Source organism: Streptomyces sp. RKND-216 (genome assembly GCF_004795255.1).
In the GTDB taxonomy this organism is placed as follows: Bacteria; Actinomycetota; Actinomycetes; order Streptomycetales; family Streptomycetaceae; genus Streptomyces; species Streptomyces hazeniae.
The window spans coordinates 4285111-4310186 of record NZ_SSBQ01000002.1 but is presented as its reverse complement, the minus strand read 5'-3'; the positions used below and the strand labels follow the sequence as shown (position 1 = coordinate 4310186).

General features: G+C 72.6%; 28 protein-coding genes and 1 tRNA gene. 12 read left to right on the top strand and 17 right to left on the bottom strand.

What is annotated here, in order from left to right; translation table 11 throughout:
* Positions 1–6: 6 nt before the first annotated feature.
* The 14 genes from E4198_RS18795 to E4198_RS18730 form a co-directional block, all read right to left on the bottom strand.
* Entirely contained in the window at positions 7–1083 is a 1077-nt protein-coding gene (locus tag E4198_RS18795) for an HAD-IIIC family phosphatase (protein WP_136184185.1), read from the bottom strand.
* Positions 1080–2264 carry an acyl-CoA dehydrogenase family protein gene (locus tag E4198_RS18790; protein WP_247597739.1) on the bottom strand — a complete coding sequence of 395 codons (1185 nt, stop codon included), beginning with the start codon at positions 2262–2264 and terminating at the stop codon, positions 1080–1082. The genes E4198_RS18795 and E4198_RS18790 overlap by 4 nt, the downstream gene beginning before the upstream one ends.
* Positions 2261–2518, bottom strand: coding sequence for an acyl carrier protein (locus tag E4198_RS18785; RefSeq protein WP_136184184.1), 258 nt, complete (start codon positions 2516–2518; stop codon positions 2261–2263). Before E4198_RS18785 ends, E4198_RS18790 begins: the two co-directional genes overlap by 4 nt.
* Positions 2515–3543 (bottom strand): 3-oxoacyl-ACP synthase, encoded by a 1029-nt coding sequence (locus tag E4198_RS18780; RefSeq protein WP_247597738.1) that lies wholly within the window; start codon positions 3541–3543, stop codon positions 2515–2517. Before E4198_RS18780 ends, E4198_RS18785 begins: the two co-directional genes overlap by 4 nt.
* Positions 3544–3660: 117 nt before the next feature.
* Complete coding sequence (locus tag E4198_RS18775) at positions 3661–3879, bottom strand: MbtH family protein (RefSeq protein WP_136184183.1); 219 nt, start codon at positions 3877–3879, stop codon at positions 3661–3663.
* Between the two features lie 46 nt (positions 3880–3925).
* Positions 3926–4747, bottom strand: coding sequence for a nuclear transport factor 2 family protein (locus E4198_RS18770; RefSeq protein WP_136184182.1), 822 nt, complete (start codon positions 4745–4747; stop codon positions 3926–3928).
* The gene (locus tag E4198_RS18765; RefSeq protein ID WP_136184181.1) at positions 4744–6225 is read right to left on the bottom strand and encodes an NAD(P)/FAD-dependent oxidoreductase; all 1482 of its coding nucleotides are present in this window, start codon (positions 6223–6225) and stop codon (positions 4744–4746) included. The genes E4198_RS18770 and E4198_RS18765 overlap by 4 nt, the downstream gene beginning before the upstream one ends.
* Positions 6222–7946, bottom strand: coding sequence for an ABC transporter ATP-binding protein (locus tag E4198_RS18760; protein WP_136184180.1), 1725 nt, complete (start codon positions 7944–7946; stop codon positions 6222–6224). The genes E4198_RS18765 and E4198_RS18760 overlap by 4 nt, the downstream gene beginning before the upstream one ends.
* Entirely contained in the window at positions 7943–8701 is a 759-nt protein-coding gene (locus tag E4198_RS18755) for a class I SAM-dependent methyltransferase (RefSeq protein WP_136184179.1), read from the bottom strand. Before E4198_RS18755 ends, E4198_RS18760 begins: the two co-directional genes overlap by 4 nt.
* Positions 8702–8768: 67 nt before the next feature.
* A complete protein-coding gene (locus E4198_RS18750) occupies positions 8769–9350 on the bottom strand; it encodes a hypothetical protein (protein WP_136184178.1) in 582 nt (193 codons plus the stop codon).
* A complete protein-coding gene (locus tag E4198_RS18745) occupies positions 9347–11083 on the bottom strand; it encodes an alpha/beta fold hydrolase (protein ID WP_136185478.1) in 1737 nt (578 codons plus the stop codon). The genes E4198_RS18750 and E4198_RS18745 overlap by 4 nt, the downstream gene beginning before the upstream one ends.
* 348 nt (positions 11084–11431) lie before the next feature.
* Positions 11432–11623 (bottom strand): hypothetical protein, encoded by a 192-nt coding sequence (locus tag E4198_RS18740; protein ID WP_136184177.1) that lies wholly within the window; start codon positions 11621–11623, stop codon positions 11432–11434.
* Positions 11624–11693: 70 nt separating this feature from the next.
* Positions 11694–11888, bottom strand: a complete 195-nt coding sequence (locus E4198_RS18735; RefSeq protein ID WP_027763604.1) for a hypothetical protein — start codon at positions 11886–11888, stop codon at positions 11694–11696.
* Positions 11889–12048: 160 nt separating this feature from the next.
* Entirely contained in the window at positions 12049–12294 is a 246-nt protein-coding gene (locus tag E4198_RS18730; protein WP_136184176.1) for a hypothetical protein, read from the bottom strand.
* Positions 12295–12381: 87 nt separating this feature from the next.
* Between E4198_RS18730 and E4198_RS18725 the strand changes: the two genes are divergently transcribed.
* The 4 genes from E4198_RS18725 to E4198_RS18710 all read left to right on the top strand — a co-directional run bounded on the left by E4198_RS18725 (position 12382) and on the right by E4198_RS18710 (position 17273).
* Complete coding sequence (locus E4198_RS18725) at positions 12382–13962, top strand: hypothetical protein (RefSeq protein WP_136184175.1); 1581 nt, start codon at positions 12382–12384, stop codon at positions 13960–13962.
* A 95-nt stretch (positions 13963–14057) separates the two neighbouring features.
* Positions 14058–14996 carry an ABC transporter ATP-binding protein gene (locus E4198_RS18720; protein ID WP_136184174.1) on the top strand — a complete coding sequence of 313 codons (939 nt, stop codon included), beginning with the start codon at positions 14058–14060 and terminating at the stop codon, positions 14994–14996.
* A gap of 141 nt (positions 14997–15137) precedes the next feature.
* Entirely contained in the window at positions 15138–15941 is an 804-nt protein-coding gene (locus E4198_RS18715) for an ABC transporter permease (protein WP_136184173.1), read from the top strand.
* A gap of 123 nt (positions 15942–16064) precedes the next feature.
* Positions 16065–17273 carry a histidine kinase gene (locus E4198_RS18710; RefSeq protein WP_136184172.1) on the top strand — a complete coding sequence of 403 codons (1209 nt, stop codon included), beginning with the start codon at positions 16065–16067 and terminating at the stop codon, positions 17271–17273.
* 48 nt (positions 17274–17321) lie between these two features.
* On the opposite strand, the gene E4198_RS18705 is transcribed toward E4198_RS18710, so the two are convergent.
* Together E4198_RS18705 and E4198_RS18700 are read right to left on the bottom strand one after the other, a co-directional pair.
* Positions 17322–17984, bottom strand: coding sequence for a TrkA family potassium uptake protein (locus tag E4198_RS18705; protein ID WP_136184171.1), 663 nt, complete (start codon positions 17982–17984; stop codon positions 17322–17324).
* Entirely contained in the window at positions 17977–19344 is a 1368-nt protein-coding gene (locus E4198_RS18700) for a potassium transporter TrkG (protein ID WP_247597737.1), read from the bottom strand. The genes E4198_RS18705 and E4198_RS18700 overlap by 8 nt, the downstream gene beginning before the upstream one ends.
* A 305-nt stretch (positions 19345–19649) precedes the next feature.
* Here E4198_RS18700 and E4198_RS18695 point away from each other — a divergent pair, with 305 nt between their 5' ends.
* Complete coding sequence (locus tag E4198_RS18695) at positions 19650–19970, top strand: hypothetical protein (protein ID WP_136184170.1); 321 nt, start codon at positions 19650–19652, stop codon at positions 19968–19970.
* Between the two features lie 6 nt (positions 19971–19976).
* Entirely contained in the window at positions 19977–20423 is a 447-nt protein-coding gene (locus E4198_RS18690) for a GNAT family N-acetyltransferase (protein ID WP_136184169.1), read from the top strand.
* A gap of 197 nt (positions 20424–20620) precedes the next feature.
* Here the strand turns inward: E4198_RS18690 and E4198_RS25005 are convergent.
* Positions 20621–20716: transfer RNA gene (locus E4198_RS25005), tRNA-Sec, on the bottom strand.
* A gap of 90 nt (positions 20717–20806) precedes the next feature.
* On the opposite strand from E4198_RS25005, the gene selD reads away from it, so the two are divergent.
* The 6 genes from selD (at position 20807) to E4198_RS18660 (ending at position 25006) form a co-directional block, all read left to right on the top strand.
* Positions 20807–21805: a selenide, water dikinase SelD gene (selD, locus tag E4198_RS18685; RefSeq protein WP_136184168.1), complete on the top strand. Its 999-nt coding sequence runs from the start codon at positions 20807–20809 to the stop codon at positions 21803–21805.
* Positions 21806–22001: 196 nt separating this feature from the next.
* Positions 22002–22703 (top strand): hypothetical protein, encoded by a 702-nt coding sequence (locus E4198_RS18680; protein WP_136184167.1) that lies wholly within the window; start codon positions 22002–22004, stop codon positions 22701–22703.
* Positions 22704–22716: 13 nt separating this feature from the next.
* The gene (locus E4198_RS18675; RefSeq protein ID WP_136184166.1) at positions 22717–23334 is read left to right on the top strand and encodes a MauE/DoxX family redox-associated membrane protein; all 618 of its coding nucleotides are present in this window, start codon (positions 22717–22719) and stop codon (positions 23332–23334) included.
* A complete protein-coding gene (locus E4198_RS18670) occupies positions 23331–23888 on the top strand; it encodes a hypothetical protein (RefSeq protein WP_247597949.1) in 558 nt (185 codons plus the stop codon). The genes E4198_RS18675 and E4198_RS18670 overlap by 4 nt, the downstream gene beginning before the upstream one ends.
* Complete coding sequence (locus E4198_RS18665) at positions 23885–24823, top strand: peptidoglycan-binding protein (RefSeq protein ID WP_136184164.1); 939 nt, start codon at positions 23885–23887, stop codon at positions 24821–24823. The genes E4198_RS18670 and E4198_RS18665 overlap by 4 nt, the downstream gene beginning before the upstream one ends.
* Positions 24824–25006 carry a hypothetical protein gene (locus tag E4198_RS18660; protein WP_027763621.1) on the top strand — a complete coding sequence of 61 codons (183 nt, stop codon included), beginning with the start codon at positions 24824–24826 and terminating at the stop codon, positions 25004–25006.
* Positions 25007–25076: the final 70 nt, after the last annotated feature.

Below are 25076 nucleotides of genomic sequence, written 5' to 3'. Positions count from 1 at the left end.
CCTCCCTCAGTCCGTACCGCGGACGACGTGGACGTGGCTCGGCTTCGGCGGCCCCAACTGCTCCGGGTCGACGGCGAGAACGAGCGGACTGCCCTCGGTGGTGACCGGCGTGTAGCCGGCGAAGCGCAGCGTCACCAGCATCGTGCGGTTGACGTCGGTGGGCGCGAAGTGCGCGACGGGACGGCGTCCGGCCGCCACCGCCTCCCGCGTCAGGTGGTCCAGGAGCACGCTGCCGACGCCGCGTGAGGCGACCCGGCAGGACATCAGCAACAGCAGCAGCACGGACTCGTCGGCGGTGTGTTCCGTGACGGCGAGGCCGATGATGCCGTAGTCGCCGTAGTCATCGCGGAGCCTGGCCACCTGCACGCGGTGGTCGGGCGAGGCCGCGAGCGCACGCAGTTCGGCGGCGTCGTAGGTGACCCCCGAGGTGTTGAGCTGGTGGGTGCGCACCGTCAGTTCGCTGGCGCGGGCCAGGTCCTGCTCGGTCGCGTCCCCGACGGTCATCACCAGGTTCAGCGAGGCGAGGAAGCCCTGCCGGTCGCCGCCGAAGGACTCCTCGGCGGCCTGCCGGCGGTGCTCGGTGCGGTAGAGCAGCCTCCTGCTGCCGGCCTCCTCGGTGACGCATTCCGGCCGGAACTCGGGCAGTCCGGCCAGCTCCCCGACCTGGTCCGCGGGATAGCACCGGACGACGGGGAGGGCGGAGGCGACCTCGGCCCTCTCCACCGGGTCGTTGTCGACGAACGCGATGGTGTCCAGGCCGATGTTCAGCCTCTCGGCGATGCGCCGCACCGCCTCCGACTTCGCCCCCCAGCCGACCTGGAGGTCGCAGAACCACTCCTCCAGGTCGTGGAGTTCGAGGTGGCGGCGGCTGACGTCGTACTCGCCGCGGCTGGCGGCGGCGTGCAGGATGCCGCGCTCGTCCAGCGCGCGCAGCGTCTTCAGTGCGGCGGGGTACGGGACGGGCTCGTCGTTCTCCAGGACGACCCCGTCCCACAGGGTGTCGTCCAGGTCCCAGACCAGGCACTTGACGACGGCCACGGCGCCCTCGGCGGTGTTCTCGGTGGTGTCCTTCGCCGTGGTCATCGCGCCGCCGCCCCGCCGGCGGCGCCGGCCGGCGTGCCGTTCGCCCGGGGCGCCGTGTACCGGCGCATCACGTGTTCGGCGATGTGCTGTTCGGCCACCTGCTGCGCTCCTTCGATGATCTCCATGACCTTGGCGTCCCGGAAGTGGCGGGCGACACGGCTGTCGGGCTCGCAGCCCGCCGAGCCGAGGATCTGGACGGCGTCCCGGCCGGCGGCCGCGGCGGCGTCGGCGGCCGCGTACTTGGCGAGGACGGTCTCGGGGATGCCGCGCTGGGTGTTCCCGCTGCGGGCCTCCGCCGCGCGGCAGCACAGTGCGCGCGCGCCCGCCGCCTGGACCGCCGCGCGGGCGAGCAGCGCCCGTACCGACTGGTGGTCGGCCAGGACCGCATCCCCCTGCGCGCGGGTGGCGGCGTGGGTGGCCGCGTCCTCCACGCACGCCTCCGCCATGCCGACGCAGCCCCAGGCGACGGTGAAGCGCCCGTGGTTGAGCGCCGTGGCCGCCACGTGGGAGAGCCCCAGACCGGCCGGGGCGACGAGGTTGCCGGGCGGTATCCGGACGGACCGGAAGTCGACGTGGGCGATGCGGGCGGCGCGCATCCCCAGCTGGTCGCGGACCGGTTCCCGGCCGACGCCGTCGCGCCACCCCTCCACGAGCGCCGTGACGGGCCTGCCGCCGTCCTGGCCGAGGACGAGGAACACGTCGGCGACCTGCCCGAAGGTGATCCACTTCTTGCGGCCGGTGACCACCACGTCGGCGCCGTCCCGCTCGATCCGGGTGGTCACGGCCGACAGCGCGCTTCCGGCGGCCTGTTCGGTGGCGGCGAAGCCGGCGGTCAGCTCGCCGTCGGCCAGTCGCGGCAGCCACCGGGCCCGCTGCTCCCGGGTGCCCCACCGGTGCAGTGCCGCGGCCACCATGCCCTGCACGGTCACCAGGCCCCGCAGCGCGCTGCACACGCCGCCCAGGTGGGCGCAGAGCTCGCCCAGTTCGGCCGGGGTCGCGCCGGCGCCCCCGTACTCCTCGGGCAGATCGGCCGCCAGCAGGCCGGCGGCGGCGACTTCGTCGCGCACGGTGTCCGGCAGGCCGCCGTCGCGGTCCCAGACAGCGGCCCGGTCGCGCACGTCCGCGGCCAGGCCGGCCGCCGTCGCGACCGGCGAGCTCAGCCGCCCGGTCCGGGTGCTCACGGCCCCTCCGGGTGGGCCGCCGCCCCGGACTTGCGCTGCACGAAGCCGGTGATGCGGTCGGCCGTCCGGAAGCTGTCGAGGTCGAGGTCCTCGACCTCGACGGTGAGCGAGAAGCGCTCCTCGACGAAGGTCACCAACTCGAGGGCGAAGAGGGAGTCGGCCAGGCCCAGGGCGAAGTAGTCGTCCTCCGGCCCGACCTCGCAGCGGAGCGCGTCGGAGAGGAAGGCGGTGATCTCCGAAGTGATCAGGTTCATGACATCTTCTCCTGCGGTCCCAGTTCGACCAGCAGCACGCTCCACGCGGCCACCGGACTCACGTTGATCAGTACGGCCCGGTCGCCCTCGACGAGCTGCCCGCGCTCCCTCGCCGTGTAGAGGTTGAGGAACACGTCGTTGGGGCCCAGGTGGCCGAAGCGGCGGAGGTTGTCCCGGCAGACCGGCAGCAGCTCTATCCCGAGCGACTCCTCGGTGAACCGGAAGCCGGCCGCCGACAGGTTCTGGCTGACGTAGCCTCGGACGTCCCCGAGCCCGAGGCCGTTGCGCTCCAGAAGGGAGGACAGCAGGGCGGAGAGTCTGCCGCGGGTCTCCATGGCGAGGCGGAACGAGTACGTGGGGAGGTCCCGGCACTCCTCGCGCCACTGGTCGGCGGGCCGGTCCCGGTAGGCGACGTGGAACAGGTCCCAGTGGTCCCCGTTGGTCTCCTGGACGATGTCGAGCAGCCGTACCGGGCCGCGGCGGGACACCAGCAGCGCCTGCCCGCCGTCGCCGTTGACCGTCACCGGGTGCCGGTAGCGGCCCGCACCGGCCGGCTTGCTCCCGTGGACGACGAGCACGTCGCCCAGGCCCGGGTCGGCGCACAGCAGTCCGCGCGCGGCGAGCAGCGCCGGGGTGACCGAGACGCAGCCGAGGCCGCCGACGGTGAAGGTGATCGCCGCGTCGGCGCCGAGCCGCCGCTGCAGCCTGGTCGCCTCCGAGCTGAGCAGCGTCTCCGGCGCCCTCGACTCCACGACGATCAGGCCGCCGAGGTCCCCGGGCGGCAACCCCGCCTGGTCCAGCACCTGCCGCGCGGCTCCTTCGGCCAGCGCGGTGGAGTCCAGGGCGTCGTCCGCGTGGATACGGTCGACGCCGAGCGCCAGACAGGCCCGGCGCTCCTCCTCGTTCAGCGACGCGAGCTCGGGCAGCTCGGGGACCGGCGTGGCCGCTTCGGGCACATGCCAGGCCGCTCCGCGCACGGCTGCCGGGCATGGGCGTGCCGCGTCGCCGGTGACGTCCGGTGCCACGTGTTCCCCCCTCGAAGGTCGGTGCACTTCCCGCGGTCGGCGCGCGGACGTTCCCGGCCGCGCGCCGACCGCGGACTTCTCCCCCCGCCGTGCCGCCGCCTCAGCGGCGGCACAGCGTCACGCCTGCGGCTGCTCCATCTGCCGGGCGAGGCTCGCCGGCCGCATGTCGGTCCAGTTCTCCTCGACGAACTCCAGGCACCTCGGGCGGCTTTCCGGTCCCAGGGCGACGGTCCACCCCTCGGGCACCTCCGCGAAGGCCGGCCACAGCGAGTGCTGCTGCTCGTCGTTGACGAGCACCAAGAACTCGCCGTCCTCGTCGTCGAACGGATTACTCATCTGTTCCCCTCCGCTGGTGGGTTCGCGGGTGCACGGCACACGCCGCCTACTGCGCGCCGTACGCGGGTTCTCGGAGCAGGCGCACCTCGCACACCCGGCCGTCGGCGGCGAACCGGCCGAAGACGAAGAGCTCCTCGCGCTTGCGCTCCTGCCGCCCGTCGTCGGGCCAGGTGCTGTAGCGGGCGGCGAAGCGGTCGCCGTCGCGCAGCGCCTCGTGGACCTCCACCGGCCAGGTCCGCCCCTTGCGCCGCGCCTTCTCCATGTCCTGCACGATGTCGGCGCGCCCCAGTGAGCGGCGGCCGGCGTGGTGGACGGCGTCGGGCGTGTGGAAGCGGTCGTGGACGTCGCCGGCCGGTGCCTCCGAGCGGAAGGCGGCCTCGGCGTACGCGTTCAGGTAGTCGGCCGGGTCGGGGGCGGAGGCGGGCGCGGGTGCCGACGGGCGGGCGTCGCCCTCGGCGGGACGCTCCCCGAGGCCGCTCCAGCCGGGCCGGCTCGCGGAGAACGTCGTGGTCGAGGCGACGCGTCCGTCCTCGGCCAGCTCGGCGAAGAGGGCGGTCTCGGCCGCGGTCTCGAGCTTGCCCAGCATGGTGTGGTGGAGGGTGAACCGGGCCGCGGCGCGGCTGCCTTCGACGAGCACCTCGTGCACGTGCACCGCCGTCGGGGAGTCGGCCTCGCGGCGCTGCCGCACGCTCTTGATGATCTCGTGGCGGTCCCAGGGGCGGCCGTTGACCGTGTGGGTTCCCCCGGGCGTGTGGTAGCGGTCCCACACCTCCTCGGGACCGCCGGGGCCGGCGGCGGCCTCGGCGTAGTAGGCCCGCAGGTATCCGGCGAAGTCCTGGGCGGCGTCGGGTCGGTGGGCGGTGCTCATACGGTTTCCCTTCCTGCGTGATCTCTCGCTCCGGCGGGCGGACCCAGCGGCGGAGCGGAACGGACGCCGAACTCCCGGCGCAGGACGTCCAGAGCGGCCAGATGACCGCACATGCCGTGGACGCTCGGCCCCGGAGGAGTGGAGGCTGAGCAGAGGTATACCCCTCGCAGCGGCGTGCGGTACGGATGCCGGCGCGGCACGGGCCGCAGCAGCGACTGGCGCAGCGTGATGGCGCCCGATCCGATGTCTCCGCCGACATAGTTGGGGTTGTAGTGCTCGTAGGCGGCGGCGGAGACCCCGCGGGCGGCGAGCACGGTGTCGGCGAACCCCGGCGCGTACCGCTCGATGCGGCGGGTCAGGAGCGGTACCGGGTCGCGCGTGTCGCCGTTGGGCACGTGGGCGTACGCCCACACGGGGCGCCTGCCGTCCGCGGCGGCCCGCGACGGGTCGGTGACGGCCGGGTCGACTACCAGGGCGAAGGGTTCATCGGTGGCCTCGCCCGCCGCGGCGGCCCGCTCCACCGCCAGGGTGTGGGCGTGGGTGCCGCCGAGGTGGACGGTGCCTGCCCTGCCCACCTCGGGGTTCGTCCACGGAATCGGTCCGGACACCAGGAAGTCGGCCTTGGCCGCCCCCGGCCCGTAGCGGAAGCGCAGGAGCGCGCGGCGGGCGCGCGGCGGCAGGCGGTCGCCGGCCAGGTCGGCGAAGGCGCGGGGCGTGGTGTCGAGGAGGACCACGGGGGTGTCGAGTTCGGCGAGGTCGGTGACGTGGTGACCGGTCTGTACGGTGCCGCCGTGTGCGCGCAGGTCGTCCAGCAGGGCGTCGGCGATGCGGCCGCTGCCGCCCTGCGGGAGGGGCCAGCCGGTGGCGTGCGCGAGGTGCCCCAGCAGCACGGCGATCGCCGCCGACGGCAGGCTGGGGAGCGGCCCGACGGCGTGTGCCGCGACGCCGGAGAGAAGCGCGCGCGCGTCCTCGGTGCGCAGCCCGTTGCCGCGCAGCCGGTTGCCCAGGATGCGGGGGGCGAGCAGCGCGGCGATCACCGGAGGGGGCGGGGTCCGCTGCGTGGACAGCAGCAGGTCGGTGACACCCTGGCTGCGGTGCACCAGCGGCTCCATCAGCCGCCGCCAGCGCGGCCCGTCGGCGCCGAGCCCGTCGCAGGTGCGCGCCAGGTCGCGGTGGGCGAGCGCGGCCCGGCCGTCGTCGAGGGGGTGCGCGTAGGTGATGTCGGGGTGCAGCATGGGCACGCCCCGCGCCGGCAGGTCGAACGCCCGGAAGAAGGCCGAGGCGGCCGCCATCGGATGGACGGCGGCGCACAGGTCGTGGGTGACGTCGCTGTCGAAGAGCGCGGCGCCGCGCAGTCCGCCGCCGACGGTGCCGGCTCGTTCGTGCACCCGCACGCGCAGGCCCGCCCGGGCGAGGGTGACGGCGGCGGCCAGCCCGTTGGGGCCGGCACCGACCACGGCGGCGTCGGCGGACGTCACGACAGCACGCTCTCCGGGCCGAGCTGACGGGTGGCCAGGCGACGGTAGACCTCGTCGTCGGCCATCAGCGCCTGGTGGTTGCCGGTGGCGCGTACCCGTCCTTCCTCCAGGACGATGATGCGGTCGGCCTGCGCCACGGTGGAGATGCGGTGCGCGATGGCCAGGACGGCGCACTCGCGGGACGCCTCGGTCACGGCGTCGCGCAGGGCCGCCTCGGTGTCGGCGTCCAGGTGGGCGGTGACCTCGTCCAGCAGGATCACGCGGGGCCGTTGCAGCAGGGTCCGCGCGATGGCCAGACGCTGCCGCTGACCGCCGGAGAGCCCGGAGCCGCGCTCCCCCAGCACGGTGTCGAGGCCGTCCGGCAGACCGGCGACGACGTCCTCCAGACAGGCCATGCGCAGGGCACGCGCGATCTCCGCCTCGTCCGCGTCGGGCTGGGCGTAGAGGAGGTTGTCGCGGACGGTGCCGCTGAGCAGCGGGACGTCCTGCTCCACGTAACCGACCAGGGAGCGCAGGTCGTTCAGGCGGGTCGCGGTCACGTCGCGGCCGGCGACGCTCACCGTGCCGGAGTCGGCCTCGCGGAAGCGCTCGATGAGCTGGAAGAGGGTCGTCTTGCCCGCACCGGAGGGTCCGACGATCGCGGTCAGACCGTGTTCGGGCACCGTCAGCGAGACGTCCCGCAGGACCGGCCCGCCGGCCCCGTAGCCGAAGGTGACGTTCTCGAACCGCACCGCGGACGCGGACGCCTCGACCGCCGGGGACGGCTCGGGCAGGCGCCGGTCGTCCTCCTCCTGGGGGATCGCGGCCAGTTCGACCACACGCTGCACGGCGGCGCGGCCCTGCTGGATCTGGCCGACGGCCATGAACAGCATGACCAGCGGTGACACCAGGTAGAAGAGGTACATCACGAACGCGGTGAGATCGGCGGCCGAGAGGGATCCGGTGGCCACCCGCGCCATACCCCAGGCGATGACGACCGCCAGCGACAGCTGCGTCCCGACGTTCATCACCGGCATCAGCAGCGCGTTCAGGCCGGTGACACGGATGCCGCTGCGCCGCGCCCTGGCAGCCAGCCGGGCCAGTTCACCGGTCTCGCGTTCCTCCGCGCGCGACGCCTTGACCGTGGTCAGCGCGCCCAGCACGCGTTGCAGGCCGGTGCCGAAGGCGCCGACGTTGGCCCGGTTGGCCAGCGCGGCGAGGCGGACCTGACGGGCCACCAGCAGCGACACGACGCTGGCGGCCGCCAGGCAGCCGACCGTGGTCAGCAGCAGCCGCCAGTCCAGCCGCGCCATGAGCACCACGCAGCCCACCACCATGAAGAGCGAGGTGAAGACCTGCGCGAGGGCCTGGGCGATCACCAGGCAGGCGATCGAGGTGTCGGAGACGGTGCGGGAGAATACGTCGCCCTGCTGCAGCCGCTGGAAGTCCCGGATCCGGCTGCGCAGCAGCCGGGCGCCCAGGATGCGGCGGGCGTCGTAGACGATGTTCTCCCCCGCCCGGCCGATGACATAGGCGTGTCCGGCACCCAGTGCCGCGTCGAGGAGGAACAGCGCGGCGATGGCGACGATCATCCCCGCGATCGCCTCGCCCGCGGACACCGACTCGATGAGGCGGCCGATCAGCCAGGGCTGCGCGAGCGTGGCCGCTGTGCCGAACAGGCCCATCAGCACGCCGGTGATCAGCAGCCCGCGGTGGTCCGCCGCGATCCGTCGCAGGTTCATCGCGACGCCTTGGTGTAGGTGGTGACGAACAGCGGGGCGGGCTCGGCGTAGGGCGCGCCGGACCAGCCGGAATGCCGTCCCTCGGGGGTGAGCCCGGCCGCCTCGGCGTAGGCGTCGACGTCGTCTGGGGTGAGGAGCGCCGCGGTCTCCGTGCCGATGCGGTGGGTGCCGTCCGACTCGAACCAGATCGTCGAGCAGTGCCAGATCCGCCCCTCGTCCAGCAGCGTGCCGTGCAGTTGCAGGCCGGTGTTCGGTTCGGGGTAGGGAGCGAACACGGTGGCGTGCGCGCGGCCCTCGTGCAGGGCGTGGACGCCGGGACGGTTGTGCGTCTCGACGACCAGGCGGCCACCGGGGGCGAGCGCCTCCGCGGCACGGGCGATGGCTTCGCGCCGGCCGTCGGCGTCCAGGATCTGGGAGAGCGTCGAGCAGACGCAGTAGACCAGGCCGTAGGTGCGCTCTGGCCGGTGTGCGCGGATGTCGGCGTGCTCGGCGGTCACCTCGCCCTGGTCGCTCTTCTTGTCCAGAGCGGCGAGCATCTCGGGAGACGAGTCGAGGCCGTGTATCGCTCCGACGCGGTGGGACAGCGGCAGCGCGATCCTCCCGGTGCCGACCCCGAGTTCGAGCGTCCCCGAGGACGGGTCGGGGTGGAGGGAGGTCAGGGCGTCGACGGCCTCCGCCACACCGGCGTCGCCGCGGAAGACGCGGTCGTACCAGCCGTCGAACTGCTTGCCGTAGCCGATGTCGGCGATGCTCATGAGTCCTCCGATGTCGTGGATCCACCCGGTCCGGGGCGCCTGGGGGCGGGCCCCGGACCAGGTGGGTTCAGGCGGCCGCCGGTACGGGCTTCGCGGCGGCCGAGTCCAGCGGCTGGTAGGCGGAGACGTACAGGACCTCGGGCTCCTCGCCCTCGTCGTGACCGGACGCCCGGACGATCGCGAACTGGTAGCCGCGGACGTGGGAGGCGTTGGGCGCGTCGAGGATGAGCTTGGTGAAGAACGCCGCGAGCACCCGGAACGGCGCGGTGGGGGTGGGGTCTTCCCCCTTGCCGATGCCCTTGAGGATGGCGCTGCAGATGTCGAACACCGCCTTCTCCCGCCGCCGGGAGGCGAACCAGAACGCCTGGCTCATGCGCCGGTCCTTGATGAGTTCCAGCTCCACCCACTCCGATGTCTCCCGGTTCTCGTCGAGCGTCCGGTAGAGGTAGTGGAAGTCGTGGGTGGCCGGATTGGGCGCGAAGAACTTCCAGTTGGGGATGAAGGAGAACAGGTCCCTGTCCCGGGCCCGCTCGAAGGCGGGGTGGGGGTGCTGTGACGCCAGCGTGGTCACCAGCAGCGCCGCGCCGGCCAGCCGGGTCACGGTGCCGTGGCCGGTGAAGGCCTCCCTGATCAGAGTGCGCGGGCTCATTCTGTCTCACTCCCCGTCGGCAGCTTCGCGGACTGCAGCTTCTCGTTGGTCCCCTGCGCGTCTCCGGGGACGACGTGGTCCCGGACGAACGCCGCGATGTGGTCGGCCACAGTGCGGGCCTGGCGGGCGTCGGTGAGCATCGTGTCGTGGCCCGCGCCCTCCAGCACGGTCACCTCGCCGCTCTCACCGGCGGCCTGGTGGGTCTTGGCGATGTCGTGGTACATGAGCAGCTGCTCGGGGTCGACGTCCACGGTCATCTGGGCGGCGAGCACCAGGCCGGGGGCCTGCAGCGGCCCGAGGTTCTCCGACCAGCCGTCGAACTCGGCCTGGACGGTGTTCCACTCGCGGGACGCCGCGCTCCACATCCGGGAGTCGGTGTACATCGCGAACACCTTCTCGCGGTACGGGCGGGGGAGGTCGTCCACCCACTTGGGGCGGGCCATCAGCGCACCGAAGCCCATCCGCGTCCACCGCGCCAGTTCCTGGATGGAGTCGGTGAAGAGCTCTCCGCCCTTGCGCTGCTTGTCGGACCGCACGAGCTGCGCGGGGTGGGTCGGGTCGAGGTGGACGACGCCGGCCACGCGGTCACCGAGCTGCGCCACGGCGCGCCGGTTGAACTCCGCGCCCAGGGAGTGGCCGACGAGGACCACGGGACGCCCGTCGGGCACGGCGGCCTCGACGAGGTCGACGATGTCGTCGGCGGACTCCTGCAGCGTGTAGGCGGCGGTCCGGTGCCGGCGGCTCGGACCGTAGCCGGCGCGGGAGTACGTCACCAGCGGCAGGTCGAGGTCGAAGGCCAGGCGCTCGGCCATCCAGGAGAAGTGCTCGGCCGTGGACGCGAGCCCGTGGTTGAAGACGATGACCGGGCCGTTGTCGGCCTTGCTGCCTCCGGCGTCGTAGCTGAGCACGTTGCCGTGCCGAGTGGTGACGGTGCGCGAGTGCGGCCAGCCGCTCACGACGCGGGCGCGGCGCGCGGCCATCAGGGCGGACGCCGCCGTCACGCCGCCGGCCAGCAGCACCAGAGCGGTCTTGGCCATGCGGTCGTCGCGGCCGGCCACGGCGGGGTGGCTGCGGGGCGCCGTCGTGTAGGCGAGCACCGGATGCATCGCCGGAAAGGCCGTCATGAACCGCCCCAGGCCCATGACGAAGGCGTTGGCGACGTGGAAACTTCCCGCCGCGGCGACCAGCGGACGAGTGAGCCGCCCGCCGAAGAGATAGATGACGGGGAATCCGCATTCCATGGCCAGTACACCGTGCTGGACCAGCTTGCTCGTGCGGGGGTATCTGCGAAGGAGCTCGTACGCGGTCCCGAATCCGTAAGTGCGGGTGCGCATCACACCGGGGAGCGCCGAACCGTCACGCCACTTCTCACCGGCCAGCTTCGCCCAGCCGGAGCAGGCGTAGGACATCGTCGCCTGCAGCGCCAGATACCACATCAGCGCGTCCTTGGTCTCCGGGCGCGACGCCAGACGGGCCAGTCCGGTGACCGTCTGCACCTGGGTGGCCACCTGGTCGGAGCCGTCGGTTCCGTACCTGTGGCGGGCCTGAAGCAGGGTGGTGCTCGCCGCCAGGAACAGGCTGCCGACCGCACGCCGGCGATGGTCGCCGGGCAGCAGCATGGCGGTGCTCGCGGCGACGCGTGCGGCATGGATGGCCAGGGTCGTCCGGCGACCGCTCACCGCATGGGTGACGCGCTGGATCAACGGAGACTTGCTCTCGGGCCTCCTCCGCATGATCTCCCAGTCATTGAGGCCACCCGGCTCGAGGCTCTTGTACTGGGAGAGGTATTCCAGCGAGGAGGAGAGACTCGAGAGTGCAGCGAGACGCTCCGCGACACCTATTGCCTGGTCTCGACTCACCGGTACCGGCGAGAACACAGAGGAAGCTATCTTCTTGACCAACTTCATACCGATGGTTTCCTTCGCACTGCAGCAGGCCGACGCACGTGGGCGTACGATGACGAATGGGCTGCCGGGCCGCGATTGCGGCGCGGCCCGGCAGCTTTCCTCCGTGTCCGGCCCTCGCAATTGTTACGAAATACCGACGGAGTTTCTCAGTGCTGAACCGTCAAACAGGACGGGTCAGTCGTTGACGCCGGCCTCGTAGGCCTGCACGCCCAGCCAGGCCACGCCCGCGCCACCGGCGAAGCTGACGCCGAAGGCCACGAAGCCCGGGGTCGCCTGCACCGGCGCCATGGCGCCCAGCTCGGTGGTGGCACCGTCGTCCAGCTTCTCCGGGGTGACGGCGATCACGCTCTCGGTGATACGGCTCATTGCACTCTCCTCTGCTTGTTCGGTTTACGAAGGTAATGGTGCGGGGGTCGAGCCGACCGGCGGGGGCCGGTCAGCCGTTGGCGACGCCCCAGGTGTAGGCGCCGACGACGGCGCCCGCGCCGGCCACGCCGCCGGCGACGTACCAGCAGGTGGCGACGGCGGCCACGGGGGTACCCATGACCGGGGCGGGCGCGGTCTCGTGGAAGCCGTTCTCGAGCGAGCCGAACTCCTGCCCGTTCATGAACGTCGCGATCTTCTGCTCCATGCGGAGTCTCCTGTGTCTCGGTGGAACGCGATCACCGGGACGGCTCGGTGCCGCCTCGGCCACACCCGGCGATTGCCGCCGGGCAGCTCTGGGATTTCGGCCATCAGTTCCAGGTGGCGGTGGCCTGCTCTTCGAGCAGGAGCCGGACGCAGAGTCCGGATCATTTCCCACTGCGCAGGGACATGAATCCACGATCGCCGGGCGTCGCCTCGTCGTTGAACGTTGGACAGCCCTTAACCTGCGCGTAAGCCATGAGAAGAATCCCCCAACCAATCGGAGAAAGATCATCACCTTGGGTGTCCTGGTCGAGGGACACCGCGAAGTCGAACTCATTTCTGATGGCGCGCAGTTGACGATAAGCGCAGTTAAAGACATGGCCAAGGGGGCCCTCTGTGATCTGTATCACAGTAGGGAAATTACTAGCTCTTCCCGTGGGCACACAATTGGCGCCGAAAATTAAGATTCTGCTGGCGGATCTGGGAACACTGCGGGCATGTATCTCAGGAAGACACAGCGAAAGAACCGTGACGGCCGCGTCGTGCGCTACCTCCAGATCGCGAGGAATCAGCGCGTGGACGGCACGACGCGAGCCGAGATCCTGCTCAGCTTCGGCCGCGAGGACGCCCTGGATCCCGGGGTGCTGCGGCGCCTGGCCGACTCCATCCACCGCTACCTCGGCGAGACGTCGGACGCGACGCAGCCGCTCGCCGAGAGCCTGCCGCAAGTCGAGGCCGCGCGCCCGGTCGGCGCCGCCTGGCTGCTGGACGGTCTGTGGCAGGCCCTGGGCATCGGGCCCGCACTGACCCGCCTGCTGGGCGACGCCGGCGCGGAGCGCGTCGTCTTCGCCCTGGTCGCCAACCGCGCGCTCGCCCCGGAGTCTCCGAGACCCCTGCACCGGTGGGCCGCGGAGGAGGTCGTGGTTCCGGGGCTGTCCGAACTGGACGGCAACGGCGCCGCGCTGGCCGCCATGGACCGCCTCCTGGAACGTGAGGCGGACCTCCGCCGCACGGTGCGGGAGGGGATGGCACGGGCCCGTGGTGCGCCGAAGGCGTGGGCCTCGACCCGACCGAGAGACCTGGTGTTCTTCGACGCCCCCGGCACTGACGGGCTTCCCCCGCTCCTGGTGGGTCTCGCCGTCACCGACGAGGGACTGCCGGTCGGTTGCTGGTCGTGGCACGCGGAGGACGCGGCCTCCGCCCCGGGCGACTGCCTCGCGGACGTCCCGGGCTCCGCGGCGGCGGGCTCCCTGCGCACCGTCGTCGTGCGCAGTTCCAGACGCTCCCAGCTCCTCGCCTCCGAACCGGGTTTACGCCCCCTCGTGGTGACGGGCGAGAGCCTGCGGACGAGCTCCGAGACGAGCGAGACCCTCCCCCATCTGGCGGGCCGTCACCGCCGCGTCGGGACGGACCTGACGGTCCGCGAACTGCGCCTGGGCGAGGACGGCCGGCGCCGCCGCGTGCTGTGGCGCAGTACCCGGGAGGCCGAACACGAGGCTGTGCAACGCGCCGCGCAGCTGGACTTCGTAAGAGCGGAGCTGGCCTGGACGACAGCTGACTCGTCCCGCCGGTGCGGCCCGGACTCCTCCGCACAGCAGGAACTCCTCGGACACCCGCTCCTGGGCCGGTGGCTCAGCCGGTGTCCCGGCACGGGCTCGCTCGTCGTCGACCCGGACGCGGTCGACGCGGACGCCCGGCTGGACGGCGCCCACCTGCTGACGCCGCTGACCTCCGACGTGGGGACGGATCAGGCGGCAGCGGGCTACGCCGCCCTGCTCCGCACCGAGCGGGCCTTCTCCGCGATGGCCTCTCCCCGCTACTTCCAGCCCGTGTACCACCGCCTGGAGGACCGCGGCCGGGCACACGTCCTGCTGTGCTGGCTCGCTCTGCTCCTGACCAGCGTCGCAGAGCTCCGCACCGCCCGGCCGTGGGCGAGCATCGCCGGCGAGCTGAACCGCGTCCGGAAGCTGACCTTCCGCCATGACGGCGGACACCGCCATCGCCTCTCGCGCGTGGACGCCGCGCAGGAGCGGTTGTTCGCCGCCTGCGGGGTGCCGGTGCCGTCCCGCGCCGGGTAGCACCGGCTCCCGCCTGTCCTCGGCATGACATACCTCATGTGACGTCGTGACGACCCACACTGCTCCTCACCCTCCGAGAACGGAAAGCTGGAGACATGAACGCGATCGAAGTGGACGAACTGAAACGCAGTTACGCGGAAGGCTTCGAAGCCGTGCGCGGCATCAGCTTCTCCGTCCGCGCCGGCGAGGTCTTCGCCCTCCTCGGGGTGAACGGGGCGGGCAAGACCTCCACCGTCGAACTGCTCGAAGGGCTGGCCCGGCCGAGCGGTGGAAGCGTGCGCGTGCTGGGGCACGACCCCTACTCGGAGCGGGCGGCCGTCCGCCACCGGACCGGGGTGATGCTGCAGGAAGGCGGGTTCGCGTCGGAACTCACCGTCGCCGAGACCGCCCGCATGTGGGCGGGGTGCACCAGCGGCGCCCGTCCCGTCGAGGAGGTGCTCGGCCTGGTGGGTCTCGCCGGTCGGCGCGCCGACGTCCGCGTCAAGCAGCTCTCCGGCGGCGAACGGCGACGACTGGACCTCGCGCTCGCCATGCTGGGCCGGCCGGAGGTGCTGTTCCTCGACGAGCCCACGACCGGCCTGGACGCTGAAGGGCGCCGCGACACCTGGGAGTTGGTCCGGGGCCTGCGCGACGAGGGCACCACGGTGCTGCTCACCACGCACTACCTCGAGGAGGCCGAGGAACTCGCCGACCAACTGGCGATCATGCGGGACGGCCGGATCGTCGCCTCGGGGACGCCCGCCGAGGTGACCGCCGCGCAGCCCGCCCACATCCGCTTCCTGCTGCCCGCGGGGATCGAGGCGGACCGGCTGCCGCAGACGCTGCGCGCGACGGTCGAGGGGCGCCGGGTCGAGATCCGCACGACGACGCTGCAGGAGACCCTGGGGGAGCTCCTGCAGTGGGCACACGAGAAGAACGTCACCCTGGAGGCGCTGGACGCCCGCTCCGGGTCGCTCGAGGAAGCCTTCCTGGACATCGCGCGCGCTGAGGACGGCGAGCCGGGAACGGCGAAGGCGGAGGTCGCGCATGCGTAGGGCGTGCGCCCCCGTACCGGCACACCTCGACAAGGTGCCGGCGCAGTCCGACGCGGTGCCGGCACCGGATCGGCAGCCGCGCCCCGCCCCGCGCGTGCACAGGAAGCGCCGGCGGGGCCTCCCTGGAGAAGGTGGTATCGCATGAGCACGACGACTTCCCCCGCCCCGGCGGGCGTGGCCCGCACGACCAGCGGCGGCCGGCTGGGCGCCCTGAGCCGCGCCGAACTGACCCTGCTGCTGCGCAACAAGACCGCGCTCGTGGTCGCCCTGCTCCTCCCCGTCGCCCTGACCTTCCTGGTGCGCAGCACCGTCGAGAACGTCGACCTGGGCGGTACCGGGCTCTCCGTGGGTTCGGTGATCCTCGCCGCGTCCATCGGGTTCGTCCTGCTCTTCAGCGTCTACGCGAACCTCGTGGGCTTCTTCGTGGTGCGCCGGGAGGAACTGGTCCTCAAGCGGCTGCGCTGCGGCGAGCCCCGGGACGCGGAGATCCTCGCGGCGTGCGCGCTGCCGACCGTCGTCCTCGCGCTGGCGCAGATCACGCTGCTGACGGTGGGCGCGGTGATCGCCTTCGACGTCACCGCGCCGCAGCAGGTGGTGCTGTCCCTGCTGGGCCTGGTGATGGGGCTGGCCCTGGCCGTGGCGGCGGCCGCGGTGACGGCCATGTGGAGCCGCTCGGCGGAGGCGGCGCAGGTCACGACGCTGCCGCTGATGCTGATCACCTTCATGGGATCCGGAGTGGTCATCCCGCTGGAGGTGCTGCCCGACACGTTCGAGACGGTGTGCGGCTTCCTGCCCTTCTCCCCGATCATGGAGCTCGTCAGGGGAGGCTGGGCCGGCTCCCTGGACGCCGGCGAGTGGCTGCGCGCGGTGGTCGTGGGTGCGGCCTGGATCGCGCTGGCCGCGTGGCTGGTATCGGCCAGGTTCCGCTGGGAGCCGCGCCGCTGAGGGCCCGGCCCGAGGACGGAGGAGACAGGCGTGTACGGGTGGGCTCAGGAAAGACACCGGCAGTGGCACGACCGCAGCAGGCATGCGCAGGTCGAGGCGTCGACGCGGTGGATGCTCGGCGCGATGCCGTGGCTCGTGTTTCTGGCCGGCGGTCCCCAGCTCCTCGCGCTCGCGGGCCGCTCCCCGCTGGCCGCCTCCCTGGCTTGGGGCGTCCTCGTCCTGGGCCTCGCCCAGTGCACCCTGGCGACCAGGCTCACGGGCCCCGCACTGGACGTGTACCTCGGTCTCGGCTCCCTGGCGGGGATGCGCCTGTTCCCCCTGCTGGTGGTGCTGGCGGTGAGCGCGATCCTGGCGACCGGCCCCGTGACGGTCGCCGAGACCGGGGACGGGGACGGAGTCCTGCACGGCCTGGTGTTCCTCAGCATGAGCGCCCCGGTGCTCTGCGTCCTCGCGCTGGTCGTCCGGATGCGCACGTACCTCCTGCTGCACGCCGGCTTCGTCGCCTTCGCCATGGCGTCGGCGGCGGCGGCAGGCCGGGCCTGGTCCGACCTGGCGACGACCACCGTCGTCGCCCTCGTGGTCGCGCCCGCGCTGCTGTTCACCCAGCGCTCCACCGGGTGGTATGTCGCCGTGCTGCGGGAACTGGCCGCCGCCCGGGAGGTGCAGACCCGACTCGCCGTGGCGGAGGAGCGCCTGCGCTTCGCACGCGACCTGCACGACGTGCTGGGACGCAATCTGGCCGTCATCGCGCTCAAGAGCGAGCTGGCGGCGGAGCTGGCACGCCGCGGCGCGGAGGACAAGGCGACGCGGCAACTGGACGAGGTGCAGCACCTGGCCCGCGACTCGCAGCGCGAAGTGCGCGACGTCGTACGTGCCTACCGCCGCGCCGACCTGTCGGCGGAACTCGCCGGGGCGCGCCGGGTGCTGAGCGCCGCCGGGGTGAAGTGCCGGGTCGCCACCGACGACGTCCCCGACATCGACTCCCTCACCGAGCCGGTGCAGTCCGCGCTCGGCTGGGTGGTCAGGGAGGGCACGACGAACATCCTGCGGCACGCGCACGGCTCGGCCGTCTGCACCGTCTCGCTGCGGATCACCGGCCACGAGGCGGTGCTCGTGCTGGAGAACGACACGGGTTCCCGCACCGACGCGGTCGGCGACGGTGGTGACGGGACGGGCCTCACCGGCCTCCGCGAGCGCCTGGCGGCGCTGGGCGGCACGCTAGCCGTCCAGCGGCCGACCCGCTCCACCTTCCGCGTCACCGCCCGGGTGCCCGTGGCCACCACCCTTCCCTCCCCGTCTCCGGACCCCGGCCTCCGCCCCTCCCGCGCCTGACACCGCGTCGCCCGCATGCCCCGCCGCCGCTGCCGCGGGTCCGCGCCCTCAGTTGCTCGCGGCGAAGCGTTCCACGTCATCGATGCGGCCGAGGACAAGGATGACGTCGGAGTAGTTCAGGACGGTGTCGGGCGTGGCGTGGCTGTACTCGCCGTCGGTGGTCTTCACCGACACCACTGTGAGCCCGTAGCGGCTGCGGACCCGGCTCTCCCGCAGGGTCACGCCGACCAGGTCGCGGGGCGGTTTGAGTTTGACGATGGCGTGGTTGGGGTCGACTTCGACGTAGTCCAGCATGCGGCCGGAGACCAGGTGGGCGACGCGCTCACCCATGTCGTGTTCGGGAAAGACGACGTGGTGGGCACCGATGCGGTCGAGGATGCGGCCGTGCTGGCGGCTGATGGCCTTGGCCCAGATGTCCTCGATCTCCAGCTCCACCAGGAGTGAGGTGGCCAGGATGCTGGATTCGATGTCGGTGCCGATCCCCACCACGGCCTTGGAGAAGTCGGGCACGCCGAGCTGGCGCAGCGCCTCCATATCGGTGCAGTCGGCCACCACGGCGTGCGTGAGTTCACCGGACAGGGCCTGCACCACCTTGGGGCGGCTGTCGACGGCCAGCACCTCCGTGCCGCGTTCGGTCAGTTCCAGGGCCAGGGCGCTGCCGAAGCGGCCCAGCCCGATCACGGCGACGGGTTCGTCCCTGTGGTCAGCCAACGATGGTCCTCTCCTCGGGAAGTTCGTAGCGGCGTGTGCGGTTCCGCAGCGCCAGGGCGGAAGCGAGCGTGAGCGGGCCGATGCGGCCGATGAACATCAGCGCGACGAGGACGCACTGCCCGGCACGCGGCAGGTCGGCGGTGATTCCGGTGGACAGGCCCACGGTGGCGAACGCCGAGACGGCTTCGAAGAGCAGCCGGTCGAGGCCGTAATCGCTCACTCCGAGCAGGACGAAAGTCGCGCAGGCCACGACGCCGACGCTCATCAGCACGATGGCCAGGGCCTGACGCTGGTTGGCGTCGGGGATGCGACGCCGCCCCACCGTCACCCCGGGCTCGCCCCGCATCTCCGCCCAGATCACGAAGGCCAGCACGCCGAAGGTGGTGACCTTGATCCCCCCGGCGGTGCCGGCGCTGCCTCCGCCGATGAACATCAGGATGTCCGTCGCGAGCAGGCTCTCCGGTCCCTGGGCCGCGACGTCGATGCTGTTGAATCCCGCAGTGCGGGCGTTGACGGAGGCGAAGAACCCCGCCAGCCACTTCTGGGGCGACGACAGCGGCCCCAGCGTGCCCGGGTTGGTGTACTCCGCAAGGGTGATGACCAGGGTGCCCGCCACCAGCAGCGCGCCCGTCAGGCCCAGGGTGAGGCGCGTCAGCACCGACCACGTGCGCGGGCTGCGCCAGGACCGGAGCAGTTCGAAGATCACGGGGAAGCCGAGACCGCCGACGACGACCGCGAGGCAGATGGTCAGGCTGACCCACGGATCGCCCACGTACCGCATGAGGCTGTCGCTGTTGAGGGAGAACCCGGCGTTGTTGAACGCCGAGACCGCGTGGAACACCCCGTCGTAGAGCGCCCGGGCGGGCGGCTGGTCGTGGCCGGTCACGAACGCCGTGGTCAGGACGGCGGCGACCACGGCCTCGGTGCCCAGGCTGAACAGCACGATGTTGCGGACCACGCGGCGCAGGTCGCGCAGGGTGAGGGCCTTGGTCTCCGCCTGCGCCAGCAACCGCGCACGCAGGCCCAGGCGCCGGGAGACCAGCACGGCGAACAGGGTGGCCAGCGTCATGATCCCGAGCCCTCCGGCCTGGATCAGCACCAGGATGACGACCTCCCCGAAGGTCGACCAGTAGGTAGGGGTGTCCACGGTGATCAGACCGGTCACGCACACCGCGGAGGTGGACGTGAACAGCGCGTCGACGTAGTCCGCACGGGTGCCCGACTCCGTCGCCACCGGCAGCGAGAGCAGGGCCGAACCGGTCAGCACCGCCGCGGCGAAAGCGGTGGCGATCATCTGGGTGGGGTGACGCAGCCCGGCCATCCCCGGCGCCGGCCACGCGCGGCCCGCCTTCCGTTTCACCCTCGCTCCTCGTCGAGGCCCGTCACCGTCCCCCGTTCACGGCACGGGAGCGGAGGCCAGCACACGCTACTCCCGCTCCGGAAGCCGGGCGCGGCGGAGGCCCCGAAGCGAAATGACCGCGGAACCGCCCACCCCATTGATCACCCGGCCCGGTGACCACGGGGTTGCCAGGAGTCGTCGCCGCCGCGCGTGTCCAGCACTCGCCGGTGGGCAGCGGGCGCGCTGGAACGACTCCCCGAGCAGGAGCAGATCGGGTCGGCGTTCGGCTACTCGGAGAACCAGCTTCGGTTCCACGTGAGGATTGCGTGAACCCACTCGGGATCACGGGGCAGGCCGCCGATCATCATGGGCAGGCACTCGCCCTCTACCCGGCCGACGACCTCACCGACCGCACCCTGATCCGGCCGGACCAGGCCCTGTGCATAGTGACAGGACGGCGACCTGGCCGGGGCAGCTACCACCGCAACCGCCGCCGTCGAGGAACTGCCCGTGAGCACCGCTCCGCCCTGATCATCTACCGTGCCGAACAGCTCGCGGATAGGGTTCCGCGGCAGACACAGACGGTGCCGGAGGTGCGGGTGCTTCGCGGGGCGCTGGCGCTGCTCTCCGAGCGAGGGAGGGGCTGAATCCACATGGTGACGATCGACCGGGCGACGGAAGCGGACGCCGAGACGATCTCCGCACTACTGGGGGAGATCGAGGCCTACTACGGCGGCGAAAACGTGCCCGGGGATCTCGCGCAGGTGCGGGCCGCGCTGTTCAGTGCCCGGCCCGCCGCAACGGTGCTACTCGCCCGCGATGGCGAGAACGTGGTGGGCATGGCCTCTTACACGTTCCTGTGGCCGGCGTCCGGAGCGGACACCTCTCTGTACTTGAAAGAGCTGTACGTGCGTGAGGACGCGCGGCGGCACGGGGTCGCACGTGCGCTCATGGACGCGCTTCGAGACGAGGCGACTTCTGCGGGCTGCTCCCGGGTGGAGTGGACAGCGGACCGCGACAACCCGACGGCGTTGGCCTTCTACGAGGCGATGGGTGCCGAGGAGAACCAAGGGAAGGTGTTCTACCGGTCGGAGAGGTAGCCGCGCACAGACATGACGAAGCGCCCCCGCCCGGCCCGTGAGGGCCAGACGGGGCGTGTCGGCGTCCCGGAGGCCTTTCCCCAGGGGCCGGGACGCCGCCCGTCCCGCGACAGAGCCTTCACACGGAACGGGAGCATGAGTGCGGTGGAAGCGGCGAACGCTCCCGCTCAGACGTCTCGCTGTGCGCCCATGGCGCCTGGCGGAGGCGTACGGGAATCGAACCCGCCTGGCCGGGATGCCCGACCACATCGGTGTTGAAGACCGTGAGGGCCACCAGGCGCCTGCCCGCCTCCGCGCCGGAGTCTACGTCCGGCATGATCGTCACACCAGGGGTGTGGACAAGCGTGGCCACGACGCCGCTGGTCGGGGGTAGGTTGCCGGGCATGGAAGGCTTGAGACTGACGGAGTACGCCAGCGGTGGCGGATGCGCGTGCAAGCTGCCGCCCGGCGAACTGGACGGGCTGGTCGGCGGGTTGGCCGAAGGGCCGGCGCGACCGGCGGCGGAACTGCTGCTGGGGCTGGCCGGCGGCGGGGACGACGCGGCCGTGGTGGCGCTGGACGGCGAACGGGCGCTGGTGACGACGGCGGACTTTTTCACGCCCGTGGTGGACGATCCGTACGACTGGGGCCGGATCGCCGCCGCCAACGCGCTGTCGGACGTGTACGCGATGGGCGGCACGCCGTGGGCGGCCGTCAACCTGCTGGCGTGGCCGCGCGACCTGCTGCCGATGGAGGTCGCGGCCGAGGTGCTGCGCGGCGGGCGGGAGGTGGCGCATGAGGCGGCGTGCCACGTGTCGGGCGGGCACAGTGTCACCGGGCCGGAGCCGTTGTACGGGATGTCCGTGGTCGGGGCGGTGGACCGTGCGCGGATGATGCGGCTGGACGCAGCACGCCCGGGCATGCCGCTGACGCTTACGAAGCCGCTGGGCACGGGCGTGCTCAACGCGCGGCACAAGTCGACCGGCGAGGTCTTCGAGCAGGCGGTCGCGTCGATGACCGCGTTGAACCGGGACGCCTCCGGGGCGGCCGTCGCGGCAGGCATACGGGCGGGCACGGACGTGACCGGCTTCGGTCTGCTGGGTCACGCGTACAAGCTGGCGCGCGCGTCGGGGGTGACGGTGACACTGGACGCGGGAGCGGTGCCGTACCTGCCGGGAGCGCGGGAGTCGGTGCGTGACGGGTTCGTCAGCGGCGGTACCCGGCGCAATCTGGAGTGGGTGGCACCGCACACCGACTTCGCGGGAGTACCGGAAGAGGCCCGGTTGCTGCTTGCCGACGCGCAGACGTCGGGCGGGCTGCTGCTGGCGGGTGAGATACCGGGGCACCCGGTGGTCGGAGAGGTGACGGCCGACGGGCCGGCAGTGGTCGTGGTGCGTGGCTGAGCAGTGGCGATGTCCGGCTTGGGGCGTGCGGCAGAGCCGCGCGGCGACACGGCGGGGAACCGGCCGGAGTTCTAGGACGATCACCGGAGCGCCGCAACGCGTATTGACCGTACATGGTCAAGCTGCTGTGATGGGGGATCGTCCGAGTGGTCCAGACCCTTACGGCGACCACACGCCGGTCCTCCTGGAGGTCGCCATGGCTCCGTCCGCCGTCGCCCACCGCGCGCTCGACGGCGTGTCGTACCGCATCGAGGGCACCGACCTCGATCTGAGGTCCACCGCCACCTCGGCGGTCGAACTCGTCGTCGGAGGCCACCTCTTCGAGTTCACGGCCGGCCCGGCCGCGCTGGCCGAAGGGATGGCCGCCTCCCTCGGCATCGACACGTTCGACACCGAACTCGCCTTCCAGGGCGGCACCCTGCGGACCGCCACCACCCGCGAGTACGACCCGCAGTCACAGCTGGTCGAGACGCCCACACTGATCGCCTGGCAGGGCAGGAAGCACAGCCTCGTCACGCGCCTGTACCGCTCCGGCATCGAGGACGTGCTCGCGCTGCTGCGCACCTTCCGCATCACCGAGCACGACGACGGCCTCTCCCTCGCCCCGGACGCCGGCTCCGACTGCCGCTTCGCCGGACCGGCCGCCGTCATCAAAGAGGTCCCCGGCCTCGGCCTGGTGGAGATGTCCCGCCGCACGAAGGAGCGCTCGGCCCAGCTCCCGCCGTGGCAGGGCGGCAAGGTGCCCACCGGCGAGCTGTACCGGGACACGCTCAGCGACGGACGCCCGTTCTTCGTGCTGTCCGGCTCCCGACTGTGGGCCACCGTGGTTCCGCTCGCCGACACCACGGTGGACGACGTCCCGGGCGTGCTCGCACGCTGCACGCTGCGCGCAGTCTGAGGCGGCCGTCCCCGTGACCACGTTCCTCGCGACGGCCACCGCGGGCGCGGCGCTGCTGGCGCTGCTCGCCGGCTGTGCCGGGCACCTCTCGCGGCCCGCCGGGCTGCCCGACGCCCTGCACGCCCACGGCGTCCTGCCCGCGGGAGCCCTGCGTGCGGCCGCCGCAGCGGTCACCGCGGCCGAAGGGCTGCTCGGCCTCGCGGGCGCCACCGCACTGATCGCCGGCGTCCGCGACGCGCTCGCCCTGGTGCTGGCCGCTGCGGCGCTGCTGTTCACCGGATACGCGGCCTACACCCGCCACGTCCTCGCCTCCGGCCGCGGCGGGCCGTGCGGCTGCGCCCGCAGCGAGCTGCCGCTCAGCGGCTGGGTGACGGTGCGCGCCGCCGCGCTGGCCGCCCTCGCCACCACCGGCGCGGTGCTCACCGGCCTCGCCGGCGCGCCGACACTGCCGGGAACCACCGCCGAGACCGCCACCGCCGCGCTCGCCGCCGCCGCCTTCGCGCTGCTGCTGTGGACGCTGCCGGCCGCGCTGCACGACCCGGAGGCCCACCCCGCGTCCTCCCCCACGGCCTCGCCCACTTCCGCCCCCGCCCCTCTTCCCGCCTCCGGAGGCCGCACGTGGACTTCATGACCAGCGCCCTGATCGCCTCCTGGGTGGCCATCCTGCTGCTCGCCCTGGTGGTCTCCGGGCTGGTGCGCCAGGTACACCAGCTCTCCCGGGGCGCCACTTCCCCCGTACGGACCGCCGCCCCGCTGGGCCCGGCGCCCGGGAGCGCCGCACCGGAGGCGGCCGAACTGCTCGGCCCGCAGGCGCAGCGGGACGGCGGCGTGCTGCTCTTCCTCAGCGCGAACTGCCGCACCTGCACAGGCGTGCTCGCGGAGGCCCGCAGGGCAGCCGGAGACGAGGACGGCCCCGCCCTGGCGGCCCTCTACGCCGGCCCGGCGCCCGAGGACGCCGCACGCGAGGACCACGCCCGCGAGGACGGCAGCGCCCCCGGCACGACCGTGCCCGTACACGCCGGGCGCGACGACCTGTTCGCCACGTACGACGCCGTGGCCACCCCGTTCGCGGTGGCCGTGGACGGCGCCGGACGCGTCCTGCGCGCCGTCCCCCTGGGCTCGGTTGCGGCGCTGTCCGAACTGCTCGACGAAACCTTCCCCCGCCGGCTGAGGAGCGCGCGATGACCACCCTCGAACAGGTACCGATGCTCCGCACCCCCGGCCCGGACGCCCGGCCCGCGCGCCGCCGCCGCGCCGGACGCGAGCGGGAGACCGCCGCCTTCGCCGGGCTGGTGCCCACCCGCCGCCGCATCCTCCAGGCGGCCACCGCCGTCGGGTTCGCCGCGCTCGGCATGTTCCCCGCCGCCCGCAAGGCGTACGCCGACGGGTACGACATCTGGACCGGCTCCTGCCCCAGCTACGCCTCGGACCACAACTGCTCGCCCGGCTGCGGCCCGAGCACCGTCTTCGCCGCCGCCTGCGCCACCACCGGCGCGCACGCGGGCTTCCACAAGAACGACGGCGTGACCTGGACGCTGCGCCCCAACCAGTGCTATTCCGGCAGCTACGACGGCTGGCTGTGGCGGTACAGCAAGGAGTGCGGCACCTGCGGCTGCGGCATCGAGCGCCGCTGCCACGACGGCTACCACAACACCGGCTCCGGATGGGTCCGTTCCATCTGCCGGCACACCACCGACTGCGGATGCCCCGGTGCCGTCTCCTGGCCCTCCACCGGCAGCGGCACCACCGGCCCCGACGCCTACACGGTGCAGCACCTGGTCACCCACCACGGCTTCGCGACCGAGGCGGACGGCATCTACGGCCCGAACACCGAGGAGCAGGTCACGCTCTTCCAGGAACAGGCCGGACTCACCGCCACCGGCACCGTCGACGAGGAGACCTGGCCGGAACTGGTGCTGACCGTGCGGCGCGGCGACATCGACGACGCCGTGCGCGGCGCGCAGCACCAGCTGCGCAAACACGGCCACGACCTCACCGTGGACGGCAACTTCGGGCCGCGCACCGAGCAGGCCGCACGGGCCTTCCAGACCGCGCACGACCTCACCGTGGACGGCGTGGTCGGCGCCGTCACCTGGCGGCACCTGACGGGAACGGTGTAGGTGGACCACTCCCCCACCGCACCCCCGGGGGCGCACGGACGAGGGCGGGCGCGGCTCACCGGCCCGCTGGTGCCCGTGCTGCTGCTGGCGGGCGCCGCGTCCGTCGCGGTGGCCACCGTGCCGCCGCTGACCTGGGCGGTGATCGGCGGCCTCGCGGGCTGGTCGCTCTCCGGCTCCGTTTGAACCCGCAACAGCGCCTACGCGCTGGCCTCGCCAGGTTGGCGAGCGATTCACAGGCAGGCCCTCATCCTGG

Bases quoted from the DNA above. Each gene is read 5' to 3' on its own strand.
- E4198_RS18795 (WP_136184185.1), bottom strand. From the start codon at position 1,083: ATGACCACGGCGAAGGACACCACCGAGAACACCGCCGAGGGCGCCGTG.
- E4198_RS18785 (WP_136184184.1), bottom strand. From the start codon at position 2,518: ATGAACCTGATCACTTCGGAGATCACCGCCTTCCTCTCCGACGCGCTC.
- E4198_RS18775 (WP_136184183.1), bottom strand. From the start codon at position 3,879: ATGAGTAATCCGTTCGACGACGAGGACGGCGAGTTCTTGGTGCTCGTC.
- E4198_RS18770 (WP_136184182.1), bottom strand. From the start codon at position 4,747: ATGAGCACCGCCCACCGACCCGACGCCGCCCAGGACTTCGCCGGATAC.
- E4198_RS18760 (WP_136184180.1), bottom strand. From the start codon at position 7,946: ATGAACCTGCGACGGATCGCGGCGGACCACCGCGGGCTGCTGATCACC.
- E4198_RS18755 (WP_136184179.1), bottom strand. From the start codon at position 8,701: ATGAGCATCGCCGACATCGGCTACGGCAAGCAGTTCGACGGCTGGTAC.
- E4198_RS18750 (WP_136184178.1), bottom strand. From the start codon at position 9,350: ATGAGCCCGCGCACTCTGATCAGGGAGGCCTTCACCGGCCACGGCACC.
- E4198_RS18745 (WP_136185478.1), bottom strand. From the start codon at position 11,083: ATGCGGAGGAGGCCCGAGAGCAAGTCTCCGTTGATCCAGCGCGTCACC.
- E4198_RS18740 (WP_136184177.1), bottom strand. From the start codon at position 11,623: ATGAGCCGTATCACCGAGAGCGTGATCGCCGTCACCCCGGAGAAGCTG.
- E4198_RS18735 (WP_027763604.1), bottom strand. From the start codon at position 11,888: ATGGAGCAGAAGATCGCGACGTTCATGAACGGGCAGGAGTTCGGCTCG.
- E4198_RS18725 (WP_136184175.1), top strand. From the start codon at position 12,382: ATGTATCTCAGGAAGACACAGCGAAAGAACCGTGACGGCCGCGTCGTG.
- E4198_RS18720 (WP_136184174.1), top strand. From the start codon at position 14,058: ATGAACGCGATCGAAGTGGACGAACTGAAACGCAGTTACGCGGAAGGC.
- E4198_RS18715 (WP_136184173.1), top strand. From the start codon at position 15,138: ATGAGCACGACGACTTCCCCCGCCCCGGCGGGCGTGGCCCGCACGACC.
- E4198_RS18710 (WP_136184172.1), top strand. From the start codon at position 16,065: ATGCCGTGGCTCGTGTTTCTGGCCGGCGGTCCCCAGCTCCTCGCGCTC.
- E4198_RS18690 (WP_136184169.1), top strand. From the start codon at position 19,977: ATGGTGACGATCGACCGGGCGACGGAAGCGGACGCCGAGACGATCTCC.
- selD (WP_136184168.1), top strand. From the start codon at position 20,807: ATGGAAGGCTTGAGACTGACGGAGTACGCCAGCGGTGGCGGATGCGCG.
- E4198_RS18680 (WP_136184167.1), top strand. From the start codon at position 22,002: ATGGCTCCGTCCGCCGTCGCCCACCGCGCGCTCGACGGCGTGTCGTAC.
- E4198_RS18670 (WP_247597949.1), top strand. From the start codon at position 23,331: ATGACCAGCGCCCTGATCGCCTCCTGGGTGGCCATCCTGCTGCTCGCC.
- E4198_RS18665 (WP_136184164.1), top strand. From the start codon at position 23,885: ATGACCACCCTCGAACAGGTACCGATGCTCCGCACCCCCGGCCCGGAC.